Origin of the sequence: Streptomyces sp. NPDC002896, assembly GCF_040295225.1 — a bacterium.
In the GTDB taxonomy this organism is placed as follows: domain Bacteria; phylum Actinomycetota; class Actinomycetes; order Streptomycetales; family Streptomycetaceae; genus Streptomyces.
The window spans coordinates 1-17,599 of sequence record NZ_JBEOVA010000045.1; the positions used below are offsets into that span (position 1 = coordinate 1).

Genomic DNA, 17,599 nt, shown 5'->3' on the forward strand with positions numbered 1-17,599 from the left:
GGCCCTACCCTCATGCACGTCCCGAGCGAAGATCACCCCACCGAGTCGCCACACTCGAACCAATACTCACCTCGATCGATAGAGCAACGGCTTCTGAAGATCACGCGATCTGATCGCTCTACCGAGAAGAGTCGACTGAAGTGGGGCAGACCCTTGGTTGGCCGATCAGAAGAAGGTGGGCAGGCGTGGGGTGTAGGGGTCTTCCAGTGCGGCGATCTCGTCCTCGGTGAGCGTGAGGTCGAGCGCGGCGACGGCGTCGGTGAGGTGGTGGGTCTTGGTGGCGCCGACGATGGGCGCGGACACGACGGGGTTTTTCAGTACCCAGGCCAGCGCGACCTGGGCCATCGGGACACCGTGCGCGTCGGCGATCTTCTGGACGGCGTCGACGATGGCTTCGTCGGTGTCGACGAACAGGGGGCGGCCGGCGTAGTCGGTGTCGGGGGTGGCCTTGGCCCGTGCGGTGCTGTCCTGGCCCCAGGGGCGGGCGACGCGGCCGCCGGCCAGGGGGCTCCAGGGGATGGAGCCGACGCCGGAGTGGGCGAGCAGGCCGAACATCTCGCGCTCCTCCTCCCGTGCCAGCAGGCTGTACTGGTCCTGCATGGACACGAAGGGCGTCCAGCCGTGGCTCTGGGCCGCGTGCTGCATGGTGGCGAACTGCCAGGCCCACATCGAGGAGGCGCCGAGGTAGCGGACCTTGCCGGCCTTGACGAGGTCGTGCAGAGCTTCCATGGTCTCCTCGACCGGGGTCTGCGGGTCGAAGCGGTGGATCTGGTAGAGGTCGACGTAGTCGGTGCCCAGCCGGGTCAGGGAGGCGTCGATCTGCTCCATCACGGCCTTGCGCGACAGGCCCGACCCACCCGGTCCGTCGTGCATGGGGTTGAACAGCTTGGTGGCCAGGACGACGTCGTCGCGCTTCGTGTACTTCTTGATCGCGCGGCCCACGATCTCCTCGGAGGTGCCGTAGGCGTAGATGTTGGCGGTGTCCCAGAAGGTGATCCCGGACTCGACGGCCTGGCGGAAGATCGGTTCGGCGCCGTCGTCGTCCAGAGCCCACGGCATCTGCGAGGTGTCGCCGAAGCTCATGCATCCGAGTGCGATGCGGCTGATCTTCAGTCCGGAGGTGCCCAGACGGGTGTACTGCATGACGTGTTCCTCATCGTCGGTGCAGCCGGCCGACACCGGCTGCCTCGTCATCGAGGCTAGGTAGCCGACGGTGGCGGTGGGAGATGCTGCCAGCACCCCCTACCGAGCAGGCGACATGCCTGCCGTCGCGGTATGGGCCGCCTGGGTGCGACGCTTCCTGGCCGCACGACGGGCGCGGATCACCCCCAGGCCAGCTCGGCCGGATCCGCGGTCAGGTGCGCGCGACGACTATCCCGGCATGATCGTGCGGTGGCGCAGCGGACGCCGCCGTGCGGGATGGCGCTGAGGGGGGTGCTGGCAGCATCTCCCACGTCCGAAGCAGAGCTCGTAGCGTGAAAGACATGAACAACCGCAGCGAGGTACGGGACTTTCTGATCTCACGCCGCGGGAAGGTCACCCCCGAGCAGGTGGGCCTCGTCGATCACGGCGGCACCCGCCGTGTGCCCGGTCTGCGACGCAGCGAGGTGGCTGACCTGGCAGGGGTGTCGGTGGAGTACTACACCCAGCTGGAGCGCGGCAACGTGCGCGGCGCCTCCGAGAGCGTCCTGGACGCTGTGGCCCGGGCGCTGCTGCTGGACGAGGCCGAGCGGGCACACCTGTTCGACCTGGCGCGTGCGGCCAACAGCGGCACGGCGGTACGCCGGCGCCCGGCGGTGCAGCGGGTACGTCCGGCCATCCAGGCGATCTTGGACAGCCAGCTGTCCCCGGCCTATGTCACCAACGGCCTCGGGGACGTCATGGCCACCAATACGCTGGGCAGAGCCCTCCTGTCTCCGCTGTACGAGGACCCCGCCCGCCCGGTCAACGCCGCACGGTTCCGCTTCCTGAACCCCCGCGCGGCCGGTTACTACCTCGACTGGGAGGCCACCGGCCGCGACGGCGTCGCCGGGCTGCGCCTCATGGCCGGCAAGAACCCCTACGACAAAGCACTCACCGATCTGATCGGGGAGCTGTGCACCCGCAGCGAGGAGTTCCGCACCCGGTGGGCCTCACAGGACGTCCGTATGCACCGCACGGGAGTCAAGCGGTTGCACCACCCAATCGTCGGTGATCTTGAGCTCTCCTACGAAGCCCTGGATCTGCCTGCCGACGCGGGTCTCGTTCTGATCGTCTGCACCGCGGAACCCGGCTCACCCAGCCGCCAGGCTCTCGATCTGCTCGCCAGCTGGGCTGCCGCGCCGGATTCCGTCGAGCGCGCTCAGGAAGAGCCGAGCGACCGCGGCCAGTAGCACCTGGCCCACATTCCCCAAAACCATCCAGCCCGCCGCCTGCCACCGGCTGAGCACGGGCAACGAACCGCCGTTCCCCCACGTGCCGGTGCGCACCCTCGCGCCCTTCAGCACCACCCTGAAAGGTTCACCATGTCCAAGATTCCCCATGTCACGCTGAACAACGGTGTCCAGATGCCGATCCTCGGCTTCGGCGTCTTCCAGGTCCCTGCCGAGGAGACCGAGCGGGTCGTCACCGACGCCCTCGCCGCCGGCTACCGCCACCTCGACACGGCCGCCGCCTACGGCAACGAGGAGGCCGTAGGCAAGGCCGTCAAGGCCAGCGGCATTGCCCGTGACGAGCTGTTCATCACCACCAAGATGTGGGTCAACGAACAGGGCGAAGAGGGCGCCAAGGCAGCCTTCGACACGTCCTTGCGCCTGCTCGGACTGGACTACCTGGACCTGTACCTGATCCACCAGCCCTTCGGTGACTACTACAGCTCCTGGCGCGCCATGCAGGACCTGCACCGTCAGGGTCTGATCAAGGCGATCGGCGTGTCGAACTTCTACGCCGACCGCCTGGTCGACCTGATCGACCACAACGAGATCGTCCCGGCGGTCAACCAGATCGAGACACACCCGTACTTCCAGCGCGCCGACGACCAGGCCCTCATGGCCGAGCGCGGCGTGCAGATCGAGTCGTGGGGTCCGCTGGCCGAAGGCCGCAACAACATCTTCAGCGACCCGACGCTGACCGCCATCGGTGAGGCGCACGGCAAGTCCGTCGCCCAGGTAGTACTGCGCTGGCTGACCCAGCGCGGTGTCGTGGTGATCCCCAAGTCCTCGCGACCCGAGCGCATGGCCGAGAACATCGCGGTCTTCGACTTCGAGCTGACCGGCGACGAGATGGACCGCATCGCCGCGCTGGACACCGGAGCCAGCATCGTCTTCGACCACCGCGACCCGCAGACAGTCAGCGCCATCGGCGGGTACCGCCTCGGCTGAGAAACACCCTTTCCTTCTCGCGGACACCGGCATGCGAGCGACACAGCCATGTGGGAGAGCCAGCCGGTCAGCTGCTGGCGCAGGGGGTCCTTCCACCTGACGGCCCAGAACACAATCCTGCCCACCCCGGCCGGACTCCCTCATGCTGACGGGTGTTCCGGCCGGGGTGGCCCATGCCCGGAGCCCAGGAGTCCTGCGGGGCACCGCCTGCTCACCTATGCGCCAACTCGCCTCGGTGTAGTCCGTCCAGCACTGCCCTCCACGCCGCCTTCAAGGACGACGCGTCGATATCGAACGTCGATGGCCAGATCTAGTTCAGAGAAGTGACTAGCCCAAATGAGATCGCGCCGCTCCAGACGGGTCGGGGCATGGCAGTACCTCCAGAACAGCCCCGAGCAGGTCTCGGATGTCCAAGTGAATTCCTATAGGACGCGATTCTGAGACTGGCAGGTCAGGGCGTTCACCCGTTTGGGTGATTGGGGGTGCAGCGCGGACTGTCCGGGAACAGTGTGCTTCTCGAAAAGGACCTGGGACAGCCTCTGCTTGAGCGCGCCGAACGAGGCAGAGCCATGAAGCTGACCGCCTTCGGGAAGAAGGTCGCCGCCGCAGCCAGGAATATCCAGGGACAGGCCAGTGGCAGGGCACTACAGTCCGAGGCAGGAGAGGGGGACGATGGCGCTGAACAAGAAGGGGGCCCGGCGCATAACCGTTGACGGGATTGAGTACCGCTGGCGAATCCGCAGGAAGCCCTCCTACATGCAGGGACTCTGCTGGACACCAATGACCTACGCGGTCGAGACCGCCAACGTCGACCAGCCGGGCAGGACCTTGATCGTCACCAGCGGCCAGGCCCATCCCAGAAACTGGTTGGGTGCTGAGACTGAGCCCATTCGGCCAGCTCACGTTGCTGCGAGCATTCGGGAAGCGCGGAGCCAAGGCTGGGATCCAATGCTGGCCGGCTCTCCGTTCCGGCTCGACCGATCCGCGGGATTCATCCCCCAGCCATGAGAGACAGTCGAGAAGCTCGGCGGACCTCGGATGAGCTGCCTCAGAGGCTCCAGACCTGGTTCGACGAGCACGAGGAACGCTTGCGATCGTGCGGAATCACGGGTGGCGTCCAGCGATCGCCTGAGGACGGCCGAACCAAGACCAGCACCTGGGTGACGCTTGGAAACGGATGACCAAGTCGCCATGCTCATCGTCTGGAGCAGCGGTGAAGCGGAACTTGAGTGCGAGGACGTGGCAACAGATCGGGTTCGTCGGCAGCATCGTGATCTCCGCACCTTCGAGGAGCTTCTCGACGCCGTCGAGACCATCCGCGAGTGGATCCAGACGAAGGGCGAAGCAACTACCTGATGGGTGACCTGATCAGCCGAGTTGCGGAGCCTCTCCGGTTTCGAACTGCGAGCCGATGTTGTTCCACATGAAAGCGTCCCGCCGCTCCCCCCTGCCAGCAGCCCAGCCGAGCATCGCCGTCAGGACTTTCTCCTGGGAGATCGTCCGCGTTTGGTAGTGCTCGGCGGCAACGCCGTCCCGATATTCGAGTTGGTACGTGTTGTCGTCGCGCAGCAGTACCTGGACATACCAGCTGCCCTCCACGCCATCCTCCACGCGCTCCAGAACCAGATGCGCGTTACTGCGATGGAGGTTGGCCAGCATCGTGCCTATCACCGGCTTCGACGGCTTCTTCACCACGCGCCCAGCCTCATTCGTCGCGATCAGCATGGGCGTAATCCTCCAGCATGGCTCTGACAGCGCCGCGGTGGACGATCCGAGGGCTCCGTCATCATGGGCTGGTGACGACATGGATGCGCTGCTACTGGGACGTGGAAGACGTCTGGTTCTACTTCGAGGTCGACGCCGAAGGTTGGGTGACCCGGCAGATCGAGCTCGAAGGACCTGAGCTGACCCCGATCGCGGCGGCCTCCCTCGACGAATGGCAGCAGGCCCACGCTGCAGGCCGCCTCGCCGAGTACGACAACAGGTTCGGGATCACAGCAGAACTGCCCGTCTCAGAGTGGGAAGGCCATGAGCCCGAGCAACTGACCTCCGACGAGTTCGAGGCAGTCTGGGGGCCTGCCCGTCGGCAGATCGCGGCCCGGCTCCGCTGGCCTCTCGGCCCCGCGGCGGCTTCTTGGCATCATCACGGCATGGCCCCAGCTCTTCCCCACACCGTCCGAGCCGTCGACACCGACCAGCTTCTCCACCTGGAACAGGAGGCCGCCACATATGGCTTCAGCCAGCGGCTCCCGGTCGACTGGCTCCAAGAGCACCTTGCCGCAGAGGCGACGCACTACCTGTTCCCTACACTCATGCACCGGCTCAGGCACCGTCCCGGAGTGTCGCCACAGTGGAGGTGTCAGCTGCTGCTGACCGTCAGGACTGGCGAACAGATTTGGGGTCTGCTCGACGTCCTTCCCGGCACCTTCGACAAGATCCCGGAGACCTTGGACGCGGCGTCCAAGAAGGACATGGTCAGTCGTATTGAGCGAGCTGTGCCCCAGCGTGAGTGGGCAGAGCGGATGGCTGCTGATGTCGGTCCTGAAGAAATGCCACGGAACTGAGACACGGGCACGCGGACATGGGCTGATACAGCTCATAAACCCGCTGGTCAGGGCTGTACTTTATGACACGAGCGGCGAGATCGTACATCAAGCTTATGAGGCGCCGTGTCGGGAGGCAGGCCCGTACGCGGACCGGGTCACCGGTGGCGGCGTCGCGGGTCGGGGTCTTCAGGGACCTTCCAGCCGCGGATCTCCAGATGCGTCAGGGCCGCATCCGGCCGCAGGCGGCCCGTATCGACCAGCCACTTCCGGACGGCGGCGGCCACGTCCCCGTCGGCGGCGTCGACGCGGTCCTTCCACTCGCGCGCGTCGAATCCGCCTGGGCCTTGGCCGGCGCCCAGGCTCTTGCCGTAGGCGCGTTCTTCAGTGCTGTCCCGGCGGCGTACGACGTTGCGGCGCAGGCCGGGTGAGTCCCTCCGGTCGCCGGCGTCCATCGTGAACGCGGTCTTCTTCGCCCGGACGGTGAAGGCGATGTTCCCGCCGACGGCTGCGGTGCGTTCGATGACGGGACGCAGGCGGGATGCGCCGGAGGCGATGTGCTGTTTCCCGGCGCGGGCCAAGTGGCCGGGGGTCTCGATGACGTCTTTGGTGCGCTTGCGGGCCGGGCGGGGTGCCCTCGCCCGGGCGGGCCTTGCGGGTGCGGGGGGTGATGCTTTGTGCGGCGAGCTGCTTGAGGCCTTCGACGTCGGTGACGCCGCCAGACTGGACTTCCTGGACGACGTTGCGCAGGGCGTCGACGAAGGCGGCGCCCTTGTTCTTGGTGAAGAACTGGCTGACCAGGCTGCTGTTGCGGCCGATGATGTCGGCGATCTGCTTCTTGGTGTATCCGGCGTTGACGAGTTCCTGGGTGAGGCGGGCGGCCTCGTTCATCTGCGGCCGGCCGCCGCGTGCGCGGCGGCCGGGGGTGCGCTTGCGGGGCGCACTATGCCTCCTGCCTGTCACCCAGCCACTGCTGGGCCATGTCCGTGTCTCCGTCGGCGGCGCGGAGGGCGGTCTCAAGTCCGGCGGCGTGGTCGGTGGCGAAGGCGCGGCCGAGGGACTTGAGGTGCATGAGCTCGGTCAGGGTGGTGGGCGCGGTGATGGGGAAGGGCAGGTAGCCCTTCTTCAGGTAGTCGCCGGGCTTGCCGCGGTAGGGCCAGTCGACGGACGCGGTGGTGTAGATGGCGTCGGTGCGGAAGGCGACGATGCTGTCGTGGGGGAGGTGGAGGGCGCCGACCGAGCCCTCGTCTTTGCCCATCCTCATGGACAGTAGTCCGGCCCGGGCGCTGGACCAGACGCCGGCCGCCCACTCCGGGTGCGCGTAGGGGTCGGGAGAGAAGGTGCGGCGCTCCCAGGTGAGCATCTCGCCGTCGTTGCCGATGATTTCCGCGCCTGTGGGGATGCGGTGTGCTTCGGCGATGGGCACGGTGCCGGTGGTGAGGCGGGGGCGTTGGGCGAAGCTGCCGATTCCGTACAGAAGGATGGAGCGCACCGCCCGGGAGGCGAGGTGAGCGACCATGCGCTCGCGCTCGTCGCCGTGGAAGTGGGCCAAGGCGGTCAGCTGGTTCCAGGCCTCTTTGAGCTTGTCGGCACACTCGCGTAGCGGGGAGCCGGACTCCCATGCCAGGCCGTCCAGGATCTCGATCTTCCATGGCGTGAGGTGGTTGGCGAGCGCCAGGTGGACCTCTGCTCCCCCGGCCCAGGTGGTGAAGGTGCGGCCCGGCTGGTTCGGGTAGGCCCAACCCGCCTCCCCGGTGACCGGGGCGGGCAGGAGCCCGACGTGGTTCCAGCCTTCGGGGACGGTGACGCGGATCTGCCAGTGCGAGGGCTGCTTGAGAGCGAGGATTTGTTCCTGCTCGCTCCAGCTGGCGAACGTGGCGGCCGTGACCCGCTGGGGGATGCCGACCGCGCCTTGCCAGGTGTGTTTGGCGTAGGCGAAGGTGCGGTCCAGTTCGGTGATCTGCGGCAGCTGCTCCGGCACGTGGGGCGGGGTGATGAGGTCGGTGCGGCCCTGGCCGGCGGTGGCGTGCAGCAGACCTCGGATCTCGCTTGACATGACGGGATAGCCGTCAGCCCACTTGGCGCCCTTCTTGGTCGGGATCGTCCGGGACCACAGGTCGCGGCCGGTGCGGGCGGGTGAGCCCATGATGACCACGTCGGGCCAGTAGTCGCGCAGCGTCTTCCACAGCAGTACGAAGGTGTCCCTGACGGTGAGCGGGTCTGCGCCTTCCGCGTCGAACCAGGAGCCGATGGCGCACAGTTCCAGGTGCCTGGGCCCCTGCTGCCAGCGGCCGACCGGGAGCCGCTCGTGCACGAAGTGCCCGGCCAGCCGGTCCTTCCCCTTCGACTGGCCCTTGCCGGACGCCACGGTCCAGCACGGCACGGGCTGGTTGAGCCAGTCGGCCACCGCGTCGGTCAGGTGCGGGAAGCGGTCGGCATCACGGTGCCACGGGTCACCGGCGGTGATGTAGAGCCGCTCCACGGACTCCGGCAGGACCGCCGCAACCGCTGTGACGATGTCGGCCGCACTCCGCGAACCCAAGTCGATGCGGCCGGAGTTGGCTTTGTGGACCAGCATTCCGGTCTCCGTGTCCAGGAACGCGGTGTCCCATACCTGCTGGGTGAAGGTCGGGCGGCGGGACACGAGATCGCCTGCGGCTGCGACCCACCGGTCGCCCCGCTCCCCCGCCGGGATGGACAGCAGCTCCCTGTCCGCACCTTCCGGCTGTGCCGTGAATGCGGCGGGCGCCGGCACGGCAGTCTCGCCAGGGGTCGTGGCGGACTCGGCGGCCTGCTCGGGCGCCTCGTCTGCCGGGACTTCGGTTGTGCCCGCGGCCGGGACGGTGGCCTCGGCGGGGCGGAGCAAGTCGGGGGCGGGTGTGCCGCGGGCGGGCTCCGGCACCGCAGCGGCCTCGGCGGGCTGCGGCTCGGTGGAGTGGCCGGTGCCGAGGGCGGGGACCAGGGCTGCGACGTCGCCGATGCTCAGCCCGGCGGCCGGTGCGATCCGGTCAGCCAGTGCAGAGACCCGTCGTCTCGTCCGCGCGGTCGAGCTCGGCTTGAACGCCGAGGCGGGTGGTTCAGCGGGATAACCTCTTGGATTTCTTTGCTGGGGTAAGGCGGGTGAAATGCTGCCAGATGAAAATTCGGGAGGACAGCATCGGCTCATTACGCAGGATGGTATGGCATCCATCGCCGCCACCGAAAATAATGGCGAGCTGAATGTCGGGGCCGTCCCAGAGATAGCGAAAATACTCCAGCTGGTCGCTGGAGAGCCATTGTGCTTCGTCGAGAATGAGTGTGTGCGGATGGCTGGCAAGCGCTGCTTTCAGGAGGTGGTCGAACTCGCTGGCGTAGCATAGGGGTTGGCCCGGTAGCTCGAGGGCGGTGAACAGTTCATGGCGCGCACCGCGCGGGTGGTGGGGCGGGTATGGAAGGTGGGGCGGCGGATGTCCTCGTCGGGTTCGAGTTCGGGCAGGCAGCGTGGGCGATGAACCTGGCTGCTGCACGACAGTTCCACCAGCGTGAGGGGCACTTGGACGTGCCCAGGAAGCACATCGAGCACCTGACGGCCGGCACCGGTGTCGCGGGCCGTCAGACAGGCGCTGACGGCCCCCTGGAGGTCAAGCTCGGCATATGGATCGCCAACACCCGCAGACGAGCAGAGAAGCTGACCCTGCAACGGCGCGCAGACCTCGATGAACTCGGCGCATGTCGATGGTCCGAGTCTTGTCGCCGGCCAAGGCCGTCGCCGCGCACCGTTTCAGCGAAAGCGGACACTCGGGCCCCCCTGGCGGCCGGCAGCGGGCGGCCTCACCACTACGCCCCGCCCTCCGTCGTGGACGCGCTCGGCGCCGGCGTCGATGCCGATCGGGAAGACATAGGAGAAGTTCCCGAAGCCCTTCTTGATGGCCAACTCGCGGACCGCCGCGTACGAGCCGGCGAAGCCGATCCCGGCGATGATGACCGCACCGGTGACGACCACCCCGATCAGGACCCGATGTCCCCGCGCCAGCCGGGGTACCGCGCCGCCCCCCGTACTCACAGCTCACTCCCCCATCACAGCCGCCGACAACTGAGCAGCTATCACCCTCCCACGATCTACCGCACGTTGCCGCTTTTCGGAGCGCAACTGCCCTAAAACTCCAGCGAAAACGGCCACTTGCGCTGCATTGTTCGCCCCCGCAACCGCTACCGCGCCACTCTCCCGCTCGTGTGAGGCTCTGGCTTATGCCGACTAAGGCGGCCCGGGGAGGCAGGGCCCTACAGCTTCCAGGTGCGCAGCTGGTCGGCGACGTCCTGCACACCGATACGGGTGTCGCGGATCTTGCGGACGAGGTCGGAGAGGGCGCCGTAGGGGGGATCGATGCCTTCGCCGCACTGGTCCATGTACTGGGCGGCGATGAACGCGGCATACAGGCTGTTGCGGTGCGGGAGAGGCTCCAGACGCACGATGGTGTGCATCAGGGCTGCTGCGCGCCAGGCCGCGTCCGGGTCAGCGGCAGCGAGGGTAGGAAGCCGGGTCTTGTGACGGGCGACGGCGGCCACCAGCGCGGAGTAGTCCGAGACGGTGAGGTCGTCGTGACCGAGCGCGGTCTCCTGAACATCGAGCAGCCAGGAGACATCGATGTAGAGATGCATCAGGCGGCAGCGGCTCCGTTGCCACGCTGGGCGGGCGGCACCTCGTCGGGGAAGGCCTGGTCGAACTCGTCGCGCAGTCGGTCGGCCCATGCGGCGGCGCCGACGATGAACTGCTTGCGCTGCATCTCGCGGACGCCGAGGTCGTGGAGGTACTGCTTGAGGCTCTTGCCCTCGGCGGCGGCCGCTGCCCGTACACCCTCGAGTTCCTCGTCGGTAAAAGACACATTCAGGGATGGCATGCACCCAATGGTACCTAGTAGGTGCCCGTCGCGCGAGCGTCTCGCGCGCCAGTCACCAGCCCCGTTCCCGCCACTGCGGCACAGACGGCCGCTCCGCTCCGAGCGTGGTGTCCTTGCCGTGGCCCGGGTAGACCCAGGTCTCGTCCGGGAGCTCGGCGAAGATCTTCGTCTCGACGTCGTGGAGGAGAGAGGCGAATCGCGCCGGGTCCTTCTCCGTGTTGCCGATGCCGCCGGGAAAGAGGCTGTCGCCAGTGAACAGGTGCGGAGGCCCCTTCGGGTCGCAGTAGAGCAGCGCGGTGGAGCCCGGCGAGTGGCCCACCAGATGGATCGCCGTGAGGGACACGGCGCCGACCCGCACGGTGTCGCCGTCGTCCACCAGGACGTCCGCGACCGGGATGCCGGGTGCGTCATCGCGTCCGACGAGGGAGCGGGCGCCGGTCGCGGCGACCACGTCGGCCAGGGCCCGGTGGTGGTCCCAGTGCTGGTGCGTGGTGAACACCGTGGTCAGGCCGCCGTCACCGATGAGGTCCAGCAGCGTCTGCGGCTCGGCTGCCGCGTCGATCAGGAGCTGTTCGCCGGTCGTCCGGCAGCGGAGCAGGTAGACGTTGTTGTCGATCTCACCGACCGAGATCTTCGTGATCACCAGATCGGTCGTCTCCCGGGTGTCCCCGGAACCGCCGGCCTGGACGTCACCGGTGTAGCTCATCGTTGCTCGCGCCTTTCTGCGGGACCCAAGTCCCGCCATCGTAAGGCAGTTGAGGATCATCCCGTCAGGATGGCAGCCGCACGTAGCGTCCGGAGTGGAAGACCAGCGGGCCCGCCGAGGCCGTGTCCGGCCCGCCCGCTGTGGACCACTCCACGGCCCTGGCGATCACCAGTTCGTGGTCGCCGGCCAGGTGGATCTGCTCGATGGTGCAGTCCAACCAGCCGAGCCCGTCCGACAGCAGGGGGTGTCCGGCCGGGGTGCGGACCCAGTCGCGGCCTGCGAACCGGTCCGCCCCCCGGGTGGCGAAGGTCCTGCAGACCTCCTCGTGGTCTTCGCGCAGGATGGTCACCGCGAAGCCTCCGGCCGCGCGGATCGCCGGCCACGTCGTCGAGGTGTGCGCCGCGCACAGCGCGATCAGCGGGGGCACGAGGGACACCGAAGTGAAGGAGTTGGCCGCCATTCCGGCAGGCCCGGCCTCGGTCTGCGCCGTGACCAGGACGACCCCCGTGGTGAAGCGGCCCAGCACGTCACGGAAGGATCCCTGAGTCGACACCTTCGTCTCCACTTCCTACTCCCTTTCCCTGGATGGCCTGTCAGGCGTGGGTCACGAACTCGGCGAAACTCGGGCCGCGTAGCCTGAGTTGGGCATGGACGTCGCCGCCCAGACCGAACCATCCGATGGCTCCTGCGTAGTTCTGCTGGTAACTCATCCACAGCAGCACGACATTCATGATCCGGTCACCGGCCGCGACCTCCGGGTCGGGGAACGGGTTCGGCATGCGTGCGTGGTAACTGCCGTTGCCCTTGTGGTCAGCGATCAGCACATTGGGCACACCGAGCGGGCCCGGCCTCACCGGCCCCGAGGGGTCCAGGTCGCGGCGCCGCACGGACATGACGGTGTAGAGGCTGTGCGGCAGCAGCCCGGTGAACTCGCAGTGGAAGTCGGCCGCCCGGCCCCCGTTTACCAGCGTGACCCGCACCTCGCCGGCCGCCTGGACCCACTGGCCGAGCGTGATCGGTTCCGTCACCTTCGGCCCGTCCTCGGGGCGCAGATCCGGCAGCGGCACCTCGTGGAGGGCGTAGCTGGGGCGAACCACCGAGAAGGGATCGGCCAGTTGGTCCGGCGCGAAGACCTCCGGGTAGTTGGTGCACGGCAGCGTGTACAGGACGAGGCTCTCGTCGGCGGCCGACAGCTGTGGGCCCAGTTTCCGCCGCCGGATCGGCGAGGACCGCTGCAAGGTCTCCTCGACCTTGCGCTGCGCCGCCTCGCCGAGGGGGTGTCCGGCCTCGGCAGCCAGGGTGCGGGCTTGGCGTGACAGGGCGCCCACGAGGGTGTGCTGCTGCCGGTTCAGGCGCGTCAGCCCCTCGCGGGCAAGGTCCTGGTGGGCCTGGCGCAGGCCTTCACCGAGCCGGAGCAGCCGGGCGACCTGGACGGGCTCGGAGCGCACCAGCAGGTTGGCCCAGGCCGACAGCGTCGGCCGGCGCAGCGCGGCTGGGTCAAGGCTTCGACAGGGACCGGCTGCACACCGAGGCCGTGGCCGACGAGGGCGCGGCGGTCTCGGCGTGGTCGGTGTTCACGCGGAGGTTCGCTCAGGTGTGCGCGAGGCTGCCGTGACCGGCTGCGGGGCGGGCGCTGATGCGGCGGCTCGGCGCCGCCGTCCCACCGACGCGATGACGCTGGTGAGCACGCCCGCGAGAAGCCCCCAGAACGCGGACCCGATGCCGAGCAGCGTCACACCGGAGGCCGTGGCGAGGAAGGTGACGACGGCCGCCTCCCTGGACGCGGGGTCCGACAGGGCACTGGCCAGGGACGCCTCGATCGTGGCGATCAGGCCGACCCCGGCGACGGCCAGGACGAGCGCGTGAGGCATCGCGGTGAGCAGCGAGGCGACGGTAGCGCCGAGCAGGCCGACGCACAGGTAGAAGACGCCCGCCCACACGGCCGCGAGGTAGCGCCGCTGCCGGTCGGGGTGGGCCCCGTCGCCGGTGCAGATCGCGGCGGTCATCGCCGCCAGGTTGATGCCGAACGCCCCGAACGGCGCGAGCACCGCCTGCACGGCACCCGTCCACGTCAGGACGGGCGAGACGGGCACCTCGTAGCCGGACCCGCGCAGCACGGCGACCCCCGGCAGATTCTGCGAGGCCATGGTGACGACGAACAGCGGCACGCCGACGCTGATCAGCACCTTCCAGTCGAACTCGGGAGCCGTGAACACCGGCTGCGCGAGCGACAGTCGGACCCGTTCCAGATGCCAGCCCCCGGTCAGGACGGAGGCGACGACTCCGCCGCCGAGCGCGATGAGGACCGCGTAGCGCGGCAGCAGTCGACGCCCGAGGAGATACAGCACGAACACCGGGAACGCGATGGCGAAACTGCCGCCCATCTGGGAGAAGAGCCCCGTCCCGAACTCGAGCAGCACACCGCCGAGCAGCGCCGATGCCAGCGGCACCGGGATCCGGTCCATGATCCGCGCGAACCACCCCGTCAGACCGCTCACCATGATCAGCGCGGCGCTGAACACGAACGCGCCCACGGCCTTGGCCATGGACACCCCGCTCAGGCTCGTGGCGAGGAGCGCGGCTCCCGGCGTCGACCAGGAGGTGACGATCGGGGCCTTGTACCGCAGCGACAGACCCGCGCAGGTCACGGCGATCCCGACGCCGAGTGCCAGCATCCATGAAGAGACCTCCCGCGCGTCCGCCCCCGCGGCCCGCGCCGCGGTGAACACGAGGGCAGCGGTACTGGTCACGCCGACGGTGACCGCGATGAGCCCCGCCGCCACGGCCGAGGGCGGTGCGGTGGCGCGTATGCGGGCGAGCGGGGACATGCGGGCATCACTTCCGAAAAGGGGGTGCGGGAGAGCGGGTTCCGAGGGTTCCATAAACGGAACGTTCTGTTTGTGGAACACTAAGGACGCAGGTGGCGGCACGTCAAAGCACCGGTGGCGCAGAAACGGACGGAACCAGGCGAATGGGTCTGAACGACGAGGTGGGCCGCAGGCTGAAGCGGCTGCGGCAGGACGCCGGCCTGTCCCTGTCGGAGCTCGCGCGCCGCTCAGGCGTCGGCAAGGGCACGCTCTCGGAACTCGAGACGGGCCGGCGCAACCCCACCCTGGAAACGCTCTACGCCCTGACCACCGCGCTCGGCCGCCCGCTCAGCGCCGTCCTCGACGACCCGCCGCCCGGCGTCGCGGCCGGCGCGGGCGGAGTCTCCGGCAGCGCCGTCACCGCGGTCCTCCTGGAGCGGTACGAGGACGAGGGTGCGGCCACCGACGTCTTCCGCGTCACCATCGCCGAGGGCGCGACCCAGGAGTCGGCCGCGCATGTCCCGCACACCACGGAGAGCCTGATGGTGCTCTCCGGAACGGCGGTCGTCGGCCTGCCGGACGCACCGCAGACGGCCGGGCCCGGCGGCCACGCCCACTGGCCGGCCGACGCCCCGCACTTCTACAGCGCACCGGACGGCGAGGTCCAGGGCGTCCTCTTCGTCCGGTACCCCAAGGGCGCGTCTTCCAAGGGTGCTTCCTTGGAAGGGGCTTACGGCCTGCCCCGCGATTGATCGCGGGGCAGGAATGCCGGAACGGCGCCTCATCGTGAGCCCTGATCAGCGTGTCCCGGCCGGTATGACCCTCGGCCCGCAGCGTGGGGGCGGCCGTGGCACCGGCCCCCTTGGCGCCGACGAAGCCGGAGCCGTCAGGCATGCGTGACCTCCGCCATCTGGCACTGCGTGATGAGGGCACGCGAGACACGCGGGCGGCGAGCTGACCCGACCGCACCGGGCACAGGATGTCGGGTCCGGCACAGTGGGACTTCCCTAGCGTGGAGACCAGTTAGGAAAGGACGGCCAGGAGTGCTGGAGCGGCTGAATCAGGCCATGGACTACATCGAGGAGCACCTCGATGAGCCCATCGACGCGGCTGAGCTGGCCCGTATCACCGTGACGTCGGAGTACCACTTCCGGCGGATGTTCTCCGCGCTGGCGGGCATTCCGCTCTCCGAGTACATCCGCCGCCGGCGGCTGACGCTCGCCGGGGCCGAAGTGCTCGTCGGGGAGCGGACTCTGCTCGATGTCGCGGTGCGGTACGGGTACAGCTCGAGCGAGGCGTTCGCGCGCGCCTTTCGCGCCGTGCACGGGGTCGGCCCCGGCGAGGCGCGGCGGACGGGTGCGGCGCTGCACTCCCAGCCGCGGATGTCCTTCCGGCTCATCGTAGAAGGGAGCAGCAGCATGCGGTACCGGGTAGTGGAGAAGGACGGGTTCAGGCTCATGGGCAGGGGGACACAAGTCCCGCTGGTCTACGAGGGGATGAACCCGGCCATCGTGGAGTTCGTCAAGAGCATCGGCAAGGAGACGCTGGGGCGCTGGGAGGAGTACGCAGACGGGGAGCCCGGCGGTGTCGTGGCCGCTGTCAGCAACCACTCCGCGGACGACGCGGAGGGCACCGAAATCGACTACTTCCACGGGGTGGTGAGCGACGCGGAGGTGCCCGGCGCTTCGGACAGCCTTGACGTCGAGCCGGGGACGTGGGCGGTGTTCGAGTCCTCGGGCCAGTTCCCGCTGGCGGTGCAGTACCTCTGGCGAGACGTGTACACGCAGTGGTTCCCGTCGAACCCGTACCGGAGCCGGCCGGGTCCATCACTCTCGCGCACGCGGGTGTCCGAGGACGGCACACACGCGGACGCGGAGGTGTGGATTCCGGTGGAGCGGGTCAGCGGCTGAATCCCTACGTTGGCTACGGGCTTGCGGAGCAGCCCGCCGTATTCGTACAGCCGCTTGTTCGGCTTACGCCCCCGCGATTGATTGGGGTTCGGCCGTGACAGGAGGCGGGCCGTGCGGGTTCTTCGAGTGTGATCAAGAAGCACATCCGCACGGCCATGTCTGCGGTCTGTCGTGGCACCATCTCGGCGAGTTGATCGAAGAACTCGCGCCACGCTGGCAGGCACGCTGTGAGTCCGGACGACACCAGCGGCGCCGGGGCGCCCGTCGACGGCACCGGGGAGCCGGGCCGAAGTATGAACTGGCCTTCACCGACCGGGTGCTGGCCACTTTGGTCCACCTGCGCACCGGTCTGACCCACGAGGCCCTGGCCGTGCTCTACGAGGTGGGATCATCCACCATCGGCCGGGCGATCAGCGAGATTCGCCCGCTGCTGGCCGAGCGTGGTTTCGCCGTGCCCGATCGCCCCGGATTGCGACTGCGCACCCTGGCCGACGTGTTCGCCTACGCCGAGGCGGAGAACGTCACGCTGCGGATCGACGGCACCGAGACCCGGGTGCGACGTCCGCAAGCGCACTGTCCAGGACGGCGGGCGTTCGTCTCCGGCAAGCGCAGGCAGAACACGATCAAGACCACCACGATCAGCGACCAGCAGGGGCGCACCCTGTACTCCGGCGCCGTGCGGCCCGGCCGCATGCATGACCAGACCGCGATCCGCACCGAGGCATCGCCGAGCAGGTCCGTCTCCATCCGGAAGTGGACGAGGGCTACCGCGGTCTGGCCAACGAGTTCCCCGACCAGATCAGCGCCCCGCAACGGAAGCCGAAAGACATCGACAACACGCCGCTGACCGAGCGGTACGGGTGGCGCGAGCTGCGACGCCGGCAATCTTCCCGCCGGATCTGCGTCGAGCACGCCAACGCCGAGCATCGGCAGTGGCGGCCCCTCCAGCGGTACACCGGACGCCGCGAGGACTACGGCGAGATCCATCTGGCCGTCGCCAGCCTGGTCTCCGACCGCGCTGCCCGGCGCATCACCCGACACCAGCAGAGCACCGAACTCGTGCCCGCCCGCACGATGGCCCGCTGGCCACCCGCCCAGCCGAACCCAGGCCGGCACACCCCGATATCAATCGTGGGGCAGCCCGTTAGCGGCGCGCAGGAGGAGGATCTGGTCGGTGTGGCGGGACAGCCGGGCCACGATCTGGGCGGGGTGGCGTGGGACCGTTCGCTTGGGTGCCGGCCGATTTGAGCTACGGCGACCGTCAAGCGTCCGTTTGGCGAGCTTGGCCCAGCACTCGCGTGGCGCGACGACCTCCGGGAGATGGCGGCGCGCTCGACGTTCGGGCCTTGCCGACAAGGGAAAGAACTTCTGGTTCCGCGGCTGCATCCGTAGGCCGA

At 68.6% G+C, this 17,599-nt stretch carries 19 protein-coding genes and 3 pseudogenes; 10 read left to right on the forward strand and 12 right to left on the reverse strand.

Annotated features, from left to right (window positions below):
* Window positions 1-165 precede the first annotated feature (165 nt).
* Window positions 166-1,143 carry an aldo/keto reductase gene (locus ABT009_RS42085; RefSeq protein ID WP_351307044.1) on the reverse strand — a complete coding sequence of 326 codons (978 nt, stop codon included), beginning with the start codon at window positions 1,141-1,143 and terminating at the stop codon, window positions 166-168.
* A gap of 341 nt (window positions 1,144-1,484) precedes the next feature.
* On the opposite strand from ABT009_RS42085, the gene ABT009_RS42090 reads away from it, so the two are divergent.
* The 3 genes from ABT009_RS42090 (at window position 1,485) to ABT009_RS42100 (ending at window position 4,715) form a co-directional block, all read left to right on the forward strand.
* Window positions 1,485-2,372: a helix-turn-helix domain-containing protein gene (locus tag ABT009_RS42090; protein ID WP_351307046.1), complete on the forward strand. Its 888-nt coding sequence runs from the start codon at window positions 1,485-1,487 to the stop codon at window positions 2,370-2,372.
* A gap of 141 nt (window positions 2,373-2,513) precedes the next feature.
* Entirely contained in the window at window positions 2,514-3,359 is an 846-nt protein-coding gene (locus ABT009_RS42095) for an aldo/keto reductase (protein WP_351307120.1), read from the forward strand.
* 1,191 nt (window positions 3,360-4,550) lie between these two features.
* On the forward strand, window positions 4,551-4,715 hold the full coding sequence (locus ABT009_RS42100; RefSeq protein ID WP_351307047.1) for an immunity protein TriTu family protein: 165 nt from the start codon (window positions 4,551-4,553) through the stop codon (window positions 4,713-4,715).
* Between the two features lie 12 nt (window positions 4,716-4,727).
* Here ABT009_RS42100 and ABT009_RS42105 read toward each other — a convergent pair whose 3' ends face one another.
* Window positions 4,728-5,084 (reverse strand): hypothetical protein, encoded by a 357-nt coding sequence (locus tag ABT009_RS42105; RefSeq protein ID WP_351307049.1) that lies wholly within the window; start codon window positions 5,082-5,084, stop codon window positions 4,728-4,730.
* A gap of 83 nt (window positions 5,085-5,167) precedes the next feature.
* On the opposite strand from ABT009_RS42105, the pseudogene ABT009_RS42110 reads away from it, so the two are divergent.
* Both ABT009_RS42110 and ABT009_RS42115 read left to right on the forward strand, forming a co-directional pair.
* A pseudogene (locus ABT009_RS42110) lies at window positions 5,168-5,461 on the forward strand (hypothetical protein); the annotation flags it as partial.
* Between the two features lie 48 nt (window positions 5,462-5,509).
* Window positions 5,510-5,923, forward strand: a complete 414-nt coding sequence (locus tag ABT009_RS42115; protein ID WP_351307122.1) for a hypothetical protein — start codon at window positions 5,510-5,512, stop codon at window positions 5,921-5,923.
* Between the two features lie 137 nt (window positions 5,924-6,060).
* Here ABT009_RS42115 and ABT009_RS42120 read toward each other — a convergent pair whose 3' ends face one another.
* From ABT009_RS42120 to ABT009_RS42130, 3 genes are all read right to left on the reverse strand, one after another.
* Complete coding sequence (locus tag ABT009_RS42120; RefSeq protein WP_351307050.1) at window positions 6,061-6,483, reverse strand: hypothetical protein; 423 nt, start codon at window positions 6,481-6,483, stop codon at window positions 6,061-6,063.
* A 362-nt stretch (window positions 6,484-6,845) separates the two neighbouring features.
* Window positions 6,846-8,804 carry a hypothetical protein gene (locus ABT009_RS42125; RefSeq protein WP_351307052.1) on the reverse strand — a complete coding sequence of 653 codons (1,959 nt, stop codon included), beginning with the start codon at window positions 8,802-8,804 and terminating at the stop codon, window positions 6,846-6,848.
* Between the two features lie 175 nt (window positions 8,805-8,979).
* Window positions 8,980-9,408, reverse strand: coding sequence for an AAA family ATPase (locus ABT009_RS42130; RefSeq protein ID WP_351307054.1), 429 nt, complete (start codon window positions 9,406-9,408; stop codon window positions 8,980-8,982).
* Between ABT009_RS42130 and ABT009_RS42135 the strand changes: the two are divergent.
* A pseudogene (locus tag ABT009_RS42135) lies at window positions 9,390-9,548 on the forward strand (hypothetical protein); the annotation flags it as partial. The gene ABT009_RS42130 and the pseudogene ABT009_RS42135 sit on opposite strands and share 19 nt — an antisense overlap.
* 204 nt (window positions 9,549-9,752) lie before the next feature.
* On the opposite strand, the pseudogene ABT009_RS42140 reads toward ABT009_RS42135, so the two are convergent.
* The 7 genes and pseudogenes from ABT009_RS42140 to ABT009_RS42170 all read right to left on the reverse strand — a co-directional run.
* Window positions 9,753-9,944: pseudogene (locus ABT009_RS42140) on the reverse strand (DUF2637 domain-containing protein); the annotation flags it as partial.
* A gap of 218 nt (window positions 9,945-10,162) precedes the next feature.
* Entirely contained in the window at window positions 10,163-10,540 is a 378-nt protein-coding gene (locus ABT009_RS42145; RefSeq protein ID WP_351307056.1) for a toxin Doc, read from the reverse strand.
* A complete protein-coding gene (locus tag ABT009_RS42150) occupies window positions 10,540-10,779 on the reverse strand; it encodes a hypothetical protein (protein WP_351307057.1) in 240 nt (79 codons plus the stop codon). Before ABT009_RS42150 ends, ABT009_RS42145 begins: the two co-directional genes overlap by 1 nt.
* 52 nt (window positions 10,780-10,831) lie before the next feature.
* The gene (locus ABT009_RS42155; RefSeq protein WP_351307059.1) at window positions 10,832-11,485 is read right to left on the reverse strand and encodes an MBL fold metallo-hydrolase; all 654 of its coding nucleotides are present in this window, start codon (window positions 11,483-11,485) and stop codon (window positions 10,832-10,834) included.
* Window positions 11,486-11,549: 64 nt separating this feature from the next.
* Window positions 11,550-12,038 (reverse strand): flavin reductase family protein, encoded by a 489-nt coding sequence (locus ABT009_RS42160; protein WP_351307061.1) that lies wholly within the window; start codon window positions 12,036-12,038, stop codon window positions 11,550-11,552.
* Window positions 12,039-12,078: 40 nt separating this feature from the next.
* Window positions 12,079-12,933: a hypothetical protein gene (locus tag ABT009_RS42165; RefSeq protein ID WP_351307062.1), complete on the reverse strand. Its 855-nt coding sequence runs from the start codon at window positions 12,931-12,933 to the stop codon at window positions 12,079-12,081.
* Between the two features lie 126 nt (window positions 12,934-13,059).
* Complete coding sequence (locus ABT009_RS42170; protein WP_351307064.1) at window positions 13,060-14,313, reverse strand: benzoate/H(+) symporter BenE family transporter; 1,254 nt, start codon at window positions 14,311-14,313, stop codon at window positions 13,060-13,062.
* 143 nt (window positions 14,314-14,456) lie between these two features.
* Between ABT009_RS42170 and ABT009_RS42175 the strand changes: the two genes are divergently transcribed.
* The 4 genes from ABT009_RS42175 to ABT009_RS42190 all read left to right on the forward strand — a co-directional run bounded on the left by ABT009_RS42175 (window position 14,457) and on the right by ABT009_RS42190 (window position 17,450).
* Window positions 14,457-15,044, forward strand: a complete 588-nt coding sequence (locus tag ABT009_RS42175; RefSeq protein ID WP_351307065.1) for a helix-turn-helix domain-containing protein — start codon at window positions 14,457-14,459, stop codon at window positions 15,042-15,044.
* A 291-nt stretch (window positions 15,045-15,335) separates the two neighbouring features.
* Entirely contained in the window at window positions 15,336-16,202 is an 867-nt protein-coding gene (locus ABT009_RS42180; protein ID WP_351307067.1) for an AraC family transcriptional regulator, read from the forward strand.
* A gap of 190 nt (window positions 16,203-16,392) precedes the next feature.
* Window positions 16,393-17,049: a transposase family protein gene (locus ABT009_RS42185; protein WP_351307069.1), complete on the forward strand. Its 657-nt coding sequence runs from the start codon at window positions 16,393-16,395 to the stop codon at window positions 17,047-17,049.
* On the forward strand, window positions 16,956-17,450 hold the full coding sequence (locus ABT009_RS42190) for a hypothetical protein (RefSeq protein ID WP_351307071.1): 495 nt from the start codon (window positions 16,956-16,958) through the stop codon (window positions 17,448-17,450). Before ABT009_RS42185 ends, ABT009_RS42190 begins: the two co-directional genes overlap by 94 nt.
* The last annotated feature ends 149 nt before the right edge of the window (window positions 17,451-17,599 follow it).

Excerpts from the sequence above, each read along its gene's own strand:
- ABT009_RS42090 (WP_351307046.1), top strand. The coding sequence starts at position 1,485 with ATGAACAACCGCAGCGAGGTACGGGACTTTCTGATCTCACGCCGCGGG.
- ABT009_RS42150 (WP_351307057.1), bottom strand. The coding sequence starts at position 10,779 with ATGCCATCCCTGAATGTGTCTTTTACCGACGAGGAACTCGAGGGTGTA.
- ABT009_RS42155 (WP_351307059.1), bottom strand. The coding sequence starts at position 11,485 with ATGAGCTACACCGGTGACGTCCAGGCCGGCGGTTCCGGGGACACCCGG.
- ABT009_RS42115 (WP_351307122.1), top strand. The coding sequence starts at position 5,510 with ATGGCCCCAGCTCTTCCCCACACCGTCCGAGCCGTCGACACCGACCAG.
- ABT009_RS42085 (WP_351307044.1), bottom strand. The coding sequence starts at position 1,143 with ATGCAGTACACCCGTCTGGGCACCTCCGGACTGAAGATCAGCCGCATC.
- ABT009_RS42145 (WP_351307056.1), bottom strand. The coding sequence starts at position 10,540 with ATGCATCTCTACATCGATGTCTCCTGGCTGCTCGATGTTCAGGAGACC.
- ABT009_RS42170 (WP_351307064.1), bottom strand. The coding sequence starts at position 14,313 with ATGTCCCCGCTCGCCCGCATACGCGCCACCGCACCGCCCTCGGCCGTG.
- ABT009_RS42100 (WP_351307047.1), top strand. The coding sequence starts at position 4,551 with ATGCTCATCGTCTGGAGCAGCGGTGAAGCGGAACTTGAGTGCGAGGAC.
- ABT009_RS42175 (WP_351307065.1), top strand. The coding sequence starts at position 14,457 with ATGGGTCTGAACGACGAGGTGGGCCGCAGGCTGAAGCGGCTGCGGCAG.
- ABT009_RS42105 (WP_351307049.1), bottom strand. The coding sequence starts at position 5,084 with ATGCTGATCGCGACGAATGAGGCTGGGCGCGTGGTGAAGAAGCCGTCG.